This is a genomic window from Methylobacterium indicum (assembly GCF_001043895.1).
GTDB classification, from domain to species: Bacteria; Pseudomonadota; Alphaproteobacteria; order Rhizobiales; family Beijerinckiaceae; genus Methylobacterium; species Methylobacterium indicum.
Genome location: NZ_JTHF01000032.1, coordinates 1 through 7192 on the forward strand (window position 1 = coordinate 1; position 7192 = coordinate 7192).

3 protein-coding genes and 1 pseudogene are annotated in these 7192 nt (G+C 71.6%); all 4 read right to left on the minus strand.

Annotated elements, in window-relative coordinates:
• Nucleotides 1–1780: HAMP domain-containing methyl-accepting chemotaxis protein (locus QR78_RS32360; protein ID WP_048426274.1), on the minus strand; the 1780-nt coding region annotated here is incomplete at its 3' end.
• 152 nt (nucleotides 1781–1932) lie between these two features.
• A complete protein-coding gene (locus QR78_RS04325) occupies nucleotides 1933–4617 on the minus strand; it encodes a HAMP domain-containing methyl-accepting chemotaxis protein (RefSeq protein ID WP_048426275.1) in 2685 nt (894 codons plus the stop codon).
• A gap of 70 nt (nucleotides 4618–4687) precedes the next feature.
• Entirely contained in the window at nucleotides 4688–6799 is a 2112-nt protein-coding gene (locus QR78_RS34810; protein WP_048426276.1) for a methyl-accepting chemotaxis protein, read from the minus strand.
• An 87-nt stretch (nucleotides 6800–6886) separates the two neighbouring features.
• Nucleotides 6887–7192: pseudogene (locus tag QR78_RS34815) on the minus strand (methyl-accepting chemotaxis protein); the annotation flags it as partial.

Sequence of the window (7192 nt, forward strand, 5' to 3'; positions counted from 1 at the left end):
CCTCGCTCGCCACCACCGCAAAGCCGCGCCCGTGCTCGCCGGCCCGCGCCGCCTCGACCGCGGCGTTCAGCGCCAACAGGTCGGTCTGGCGGGCGATCTCCTGCACGATGGTGATTTTTTGGGCGATCGTCTGCATCGCCTCGACCGCGCGTCCCACCGCCGCCCCGCTGGCCTCGGCGTCGCGGGCCGACTGGCGGGCGATGGTCTCGGTCTGGCTGGCATTCTCGGCGTTCTGGCGCACGTTGGCGGCCATCTCCTCCATCGAGGCGGACGCCTCTTCGGTGGAGGAGGCCTGCTCACTCGAGCCCTGCGACAGCTGCTCGGCGGAGGCCGACAGTTCCTGGCTCCCGGCCGAGACGTTGCCGGCGGCGGCGAGGGCCTCGGCGACGATGCTGCGCAGGCGCGACAGCATGGTCTGGAGGGCGAGCCCCATGGCGTCCTTGTCGGAGACGGGCTTGGCCTCGACCGTAAGGTCGCCGGCGGCGATCGCCTCGGCGACGGCGGCGGTGGCGCGCAGGTTCGCGATCATGCGGCCGAGCGCCAGCCCCATCGTGTCCTTGTCGGACATCGGCTTGGCATCGACCGACAGGTTGCCGCGTGCCACCTCGTCGGCGAGGTCGGCGGTGGCCTTCAGGTTGGCCGTCATGCGGGCCATCGCCGCGGTGAGGTCGCCGATCTCGTCGCGCGAGGTCACCACGATCGTCTGATCGAGATCGCCCCGCGCCACGGCGTCGGCGAGGCCGACGGCACGGCCGAGCCCGCGACCGATGCTCAGGGAGATCGCCAGCGCCGCGCCGGCACCGATCAGGCAGGACGACAGCAGGATCGCGACCAGAAGGGTCTTGGCGCCGTCGGCTTCCGCCAGGGCGGCGCGGGCCGCTCCGGTCATCTGGCCCTTGATGATGCCGGCGTAATCGTCGAACGCCTTCACGGTCGCGAGAAGCTGCGTGCGCCCCTCGCCCATCGTGATCGCCTGGGCCTTGAGGTTGCCGCCCTCGGCCGCCACCGCCACCGCGCGGCGCGCGATGGAGAAACCGGTCTCGTACAGGCCGACGATCTCCTGGCCCCGTGCGCCGGCCGCGGCGGCCACCGGCTTCAGCGCCGCGAGGGCGGCCGCGAAGACGGCCTCGTGCCGGGCGGAGGCTTGAACCAGATCCTGAAGCTCGCCCGGCGAGCCGGCCGACAGCATGAAGGCGAAGCTGCGGCTGTAGTTCAGCCACGCCGCGTAGGTCCGGGAGAAGGTCAGGGCCGCCCTGACCTGGGCGTCGGCGGCATCGGGCTTCGCCAGTTCGGCGGTCACGGCATCGTTGAGGGCCGGCAGGCGCTGCTGCAGGTCCGCCGTTTCACGGTCGAACAGCTGGAAGGCCCGGAAGTTCGAGTTGAGCGTGGCGAGCTTGGCCGTCTGCTCCTGGAGCTTGGCATAGGTGGCCAGGCTCTCCCGGGCTTCGTCCAGCTTGCGGCGGTCCTCGCCGGTCGCATTCTGCTCGACCGCGGACTTGGCGCGTTCGAGATCCTTGCGCCGTTGGACAAGCTCCTGGTTATACGCCTCGATCCGCTGCGGATCGGATTCGAGCACCAGGTGCTTCTCGGTACGCGCCGTCGCGTTGAGGATGTTCTGAAGATCGGAGATCTCGCTGATGCGCATCCCGCGCGCGACGAGATCCTGTTCCGTCGCGGCCAGCTCGGACAGCTTGACGTAGCTCAGCACACCCGCACCCGCCGACAGGATCAGCACGAAGCCGAAGGCCCCCCCGAGCTTGGACTTGATGGTGAGTTTCACGGAGCCTCTCAGAAATTTCGCACGAGAACGTCACGTCCGAGATGCGACACGAAGGTTATGATCGTTCCCCCAAGCGGGGCCGCATCGAAGAACCGCAGCGAATTTCCTGTGGATTGCGGGCCCTTCACCCAGGGCCCGCACGACGAAACGCTTCAGGCGCTGCGCTTGAACGCGCCGTCCTCGTCGTCCTCGCCGAGATCGAAGGCGAATCCTCCCGACGGGGCGGGGCGGGACACGGGTGCCTTTGCGGCAATGCGGCCCTGCGCCTTGACGGGCATCTTCGCCTGCGTCTTCGCCTGCATCTTGGCCGGCGCCTTCACGGGGGCCGCCATCCGGGCCGCCGTGCTCCGCAGCTGGCCTACCGCAGCATCCGTCTGCGCCTCGCCCTCGCCGATGCGGAAATACGCGATCGTCGCCTGCAGCTGCTCGGCCTGCGCCGCCAGTTCCTCCGAGGTCGCCGAGACCTGCTCGGACGCCGATGCGTTCTGCTGCGTCACCTTGTCGAGCTGCTGGATCGCCTGGTTGATCTGAGCCGACCCCACATCCTGCTCCCGGCACGCCGCCGTGATCTCCTCCACCAGACCCGCCGTCCGCTTGATGTCGGGAACCAGACGACCCAGCATCTCGCCCGCTTCCCGCGCCACCTTCACGCTGTCGGCCGACAGGGTCCCGATCTCGGCCGCCGCCGTCTGGCTGCGCTCGGCGAGCTTGCGGACCTCGCTCGCCACCACCGCAAAGCCGCGCCCGTGCTCGCCGGCCCGCGCCGCCTCGACCGCGGCGTTCAGCGCCAACAGGTCGGTCTGGCGGGCGATCTCCTGCACGATGGTGATTTTTTGGGCGATCGTCTGCATCGCCTCGACCGCGCGTCCCACCGCCGCCCCGCTGGCCTCGGCGTCGCGGGCCGACTGGCGGGCGATCGTCTCGGTCTGGCTGGCATTCTCGGCGTTCTGGCGCACGTTGGCGGCCATCTCCTCCATCGAGGCCGAGGCCTCCTCGGTCGAGGAGGCCTGCTCGGTCGAGCCCTGCGACAGCTGCTCGGCGGAGGCCGACAGTTCCTGGCTTCCCGCCGACACGTTGCCGGCGGCCGCGAGCGCTTCGGACACGATGGCGCGCAGGCGCGACAGCATGGTCTGGAGGGCGAGCCCCATCGCGTCCTTGTCGGAGACGGGCTTGGCCTCGACCGTGAGGTCGCCGGCGGCGATCGCCTCGGCGACGGCGGCGGTGGCGCGCAGGTTCGCGATCATGCGGCCGAGCGCCAGCCCCATCGCATCCTTGTCGGACATCGGCTTGGCATCGACCGACAGGTTGCCGCGTGCCACCTCGTCGGCCAGATCCGCCGTCGCCCGCAGGTTCGCGATCATGCGGGAGAGCGCCAGACCCATCATGTCCTTGTCGGACATGGGCTTGGCCTCCACCGACAGGTTGCCGCGCGCCACCTCGTCGGCCAGATCCGCCGTCGCCCGCAGGTTCGCGATCATGCGGGAGAGCGCCAGACCCATCATGTCCTTGTCGGACATGGGCTTCGCCTCGACCGACAGGTTGCCACGCGCCACCTCGTCGGCCAGATCCGCCGTCGCCCGCAGGTTCGCGATCATGCGGGAGAGCGCGAGGCCCATCGTGTCCTTGTCGGACAGGGGCTTGGCCTCGACCGCGAGGTTGCCGCGCGCCACCTCGTCGGCCAGATCCGCCGTCGCCCGCAGGTTCGTGGTCATCCGCGCCATGGCGCCGACGAGGTCGCCGATCTCGTCGCGCGAGGTCGCCTCGATCCGCTGGCCGAGGTCGCCGATGGCGACCGCATCGGCGAGGGACACCGCCCGGGTCAGGCCGCGGGAGATCGACAGGGCGAGCCAGCTCGCGAGGCCGAGGCCGAGGAGCAGGGCCGTCGCGACCGTGCCGATGAGGATGGTCTGCGCGTCCGCCGCCTCGGACTTCGCGCGCAGCACGGCCTCCGCCATGCGGCGGTTCTGGAACTCCACCAGGGCGTCGAAGGCCCGGTTCGCCGCCGTGCTGGCGGCGGCGTACTCGCCCGAGGTCAGGTCGGTCGCCCGCAGGGTGCTGCCGGTCTCGACGAGGGCGAGGGCCTTGCGGAACGAGTCGAGCCAGGCCTCGGCCCGGGCCCGCAGGGCGTCGCCGGGGACGCCCTGGGCGGCGGCGAGACGCATCACGGCGTCGAGGGTCTTGGCCACCTCGTCGCGCGTGGCGCGGGCGGCGGCGACGCGCTCGTCGAGGATCGCCACCGAGGTGGCGCCGGTGGCGGCCTGCAGCTGGCCCCAGGCCCGCTCGGCCCGGTTCTGGAACCCGAACACCGCCTGCATCAGGTCGCCGGCATTCTGCGCCGCCGCACGCTGCATCAGCCCCTCGGCCTCGCCGCGCAGGCCGTTGAGCGCCGGCCGGCCGGCCCCGTTGATCTCGCCCCAGGCCTTCACGACCACGTTGGCGCGGGTCAGCTCCTGAACCTTCGCCGCCAGCTCGCGCTGGCGATCGTATTTCGCCAGGACGTCGGCCAGCAGGCGCCGGCCCTCCTCGGTCTGGATGAACTCCTTGGCCTTGGCCAGACCGTTCATGGCGTCGGTCCGGTTGTCGGCGGCCCGCTTGGCGAAATCGGCCATCTGGGTCTCGTCGGTCGAGACCACCATGGCGCGCACGTTCGAGACGCCGCGGATCGCCTGGGCCTTGGCGTCGAGCACGAGGTTCTGCAGGTCGGCCCGGCTGACGATGAACGCCGTCGCCTCGTTGGACGCGCTCAGCCGCTGGTAGCCGACCCCTCCGGCGACCCCGACGAGGACCAGGATCGCCCCGAAGCCGGCCGCCAGCTTGAACTTGATCGTAACGCGCATCGTCGTGTCACCGGATTGAATGAGATCGGATCGTGTCGGGCGCCCCGCCTCGATCGGGCGCCCGTCCTGGTCAGGCGCTGCGCTTGAAGGCGGCGTCGTCCTCGTCCTCGCCCATGTCGAAGGCAAAGCCCCCGGGCGCGGCCGGCCGCGACTGGACCGGACGGCCCGACGGCGCCTTCGGGGCGACCTTGGCCGACGTCTTCGTTGCTGTCTTGGCCGCTATCTTGGCCTTCGGCGTCACCGAAGCCGCCATCCGGGCCGCCGTGCGCCGCAGCTGGCCCACCGCGGCATCCGTCTGCGCCTCGCCCTCGCCGATGCGGAAATACGCGATCGTCGCCTGCAGCTGCTCGGCCTGCGCCGCCAGCTCCTCCGACGTCGCCGAGACCTGCTCGGACGCCGACGCGTTCTGCTGCGTCACCTTGTCGAGCTGCTGGATCGCCTGGTTGATCTGAGCCGACCCCACATCCTGCTCCCGGCACGCCGCCGTGATCTCCTCCACCAAGCCCGCCGTCCGCTTGATGTCGGGAACCAGACGACCCAGCATCTCGCCCGCTTCCCGCGCCACCTTCACGCTGTCGGCCGACAGGGTCCCGATCTCGGCCGCCGCCGTCTGGCTGCGCTCGGCCAGCTTGCGAACCTCGCTCGCCACCACCGCAAAGCCGCGGCCATGCTCGCCGGCGCGGGCCGCCTCGACCGCGGCGTTCAGCGCCAACAGGTCGGTCTGGCGGGCGATCTCCTGCACGATGGTGATTTTTTGGGCGATCGTCTGCATCGCCTCGACCGCGCGTCCCACCGCCGCCCCGCTGGCCTCGGCATCGCGGGCGGATTGCCGGGCGATGGTCTCGGTCTGGCTGGCATTCTCGGCGTTCTGGCGCACGTTGGCGGCCATCTCCTCCATCGAGGCCGAGGCCTCTTCGGTGGAGGAGGCCTGCTCGGTCGAGCCCTGCGACAGCTGCTCGGCGGAGGCCGACAGTTCCTGGCTCCCCGCCGACACGTTGCCGGCGGCGGCCAGCGCCTCCGACACGACGCCGCGCAGCCGGGCGACGGTGCCGTTGAGGGCGTGAACGAGATCGCCGATCTCGTCGTCGCTGCGCGGAGCGACCTCCTTCGTGAGATCGCCGGCGGCGAGCGAATCGGCAAGGTCGTTCGCCCGGGCGAGGCTGCGGCCGATGCTGAAGGCGATCAGGAGCGAGGAGGCGAGGCCGACCAGGACCGAGGCGGCGACCGCGGCGAGCATCAGGGCCTTGGCGGACTCGGCGCCCTTGAGCGCCGCCCCCGAGACCTCGTCCATGCGGGTGCCGGTGAACTGGGCGTATTGCCGGAAGCCCGCCATCACCTCGCGGCCGACCGTCAGGCCCTCGCCGACGGTGATCGTCCGGGCCCGGATGTCGCCCGCCGCGGCGGCGATCTCGACCACGCGACCGACGAGGCCGGTGACCTGCTCGGCCTTGGCCCGTACCTGCGCCGGCGCGATCCCGAGGGGGGACAGGGCGGCGACGACGTCGCGCAAAGCCGTGCCGGTGGTCTCCGACTCCGTCGCGACCGCGCGCCGCGCCGCCTCGATCTCCGCGAGCGTGGTGGCGCCGACGACCTCGAGGCTGACGCGGGCGAGGCGGGCCGTGCGGTAGCGCAGGGTCTGGAGGTCGAGGCCGGCCCGCTCGCGCTCGGGCGAGGGGGCCGCCTTGGCGATCTCGGCGCCGGCCGCATCGAGGGCCGCGTTGAACGCCGCCACCGCGGTGAGGCCGTCGCCCTTCCACAGGTCGGCGGCGTGGCTCGCCGAGTTGAGCCGGGCAAGGCGGATCATCTCGTCCTGAAGCTGGTTCAGGCGCTTGTAGGCGGCCTCGGCGGAGGCGAGCATGGCGCGGCCCCTCTCGCTCGCGCCGTCCGATACCTCCCGGTAGAGCCGCTGCACATCGGTCCGGCGGGTAAGCAGGCTCTCGATGTGGAACTCGCGGTCCTTGTCGGTCGTCATCAGCAGGATGTTGCGCTCCGAGCGGATCTGCGCCTGGATCTGCTCCTGCAGCTCGCCGGCGCGGATCGCCTGGCGGCCCTGGGCGACGAGCGCGAGCTCGGCCTGGCCCATCTCGGAGAGCTGGGTGTAGGCGAGGCCGCCGGCCCCGAGGGAGAGAAGGATCAGCAGCCCCGAGCTCGCGGCCAGCTTGGTCTTGATCGTCAATCGCACGTGAGATCTCCGGCGGGTCGGCGCCGTCCTGCGACGGCCGTCATCCGTATCGGCGGCGGCGCCCGGGAGCGCCGCCGGTGAGGGGCGTCAGGCGCTGCGCTTGAAGGCGGCGTCGTCCTCGTCCTCGCCCATGTCGAAGGCGAAGCCGCCGCTGCGCGGCTGGGCCGGACGGCCCGTCTTCGCGGCCGGCTTCGACGCGAGCTTGGGGGCCGCCGTGAGGGACGCCTTCGCCTTCACCGGGGCGGCCATCCGGGCCGCGGTGCGCCGCAGCTGGCCCACCGCGGCATCCGTCTGCGCCTCGCCCTCGCCGATGCGGAAATACGCGATCGTCGCCTGCAGCTGCTCGGCCTGCGCCGCCAGTTCCTCCGAGGTCGCCGAGACCTGCTCGGACGC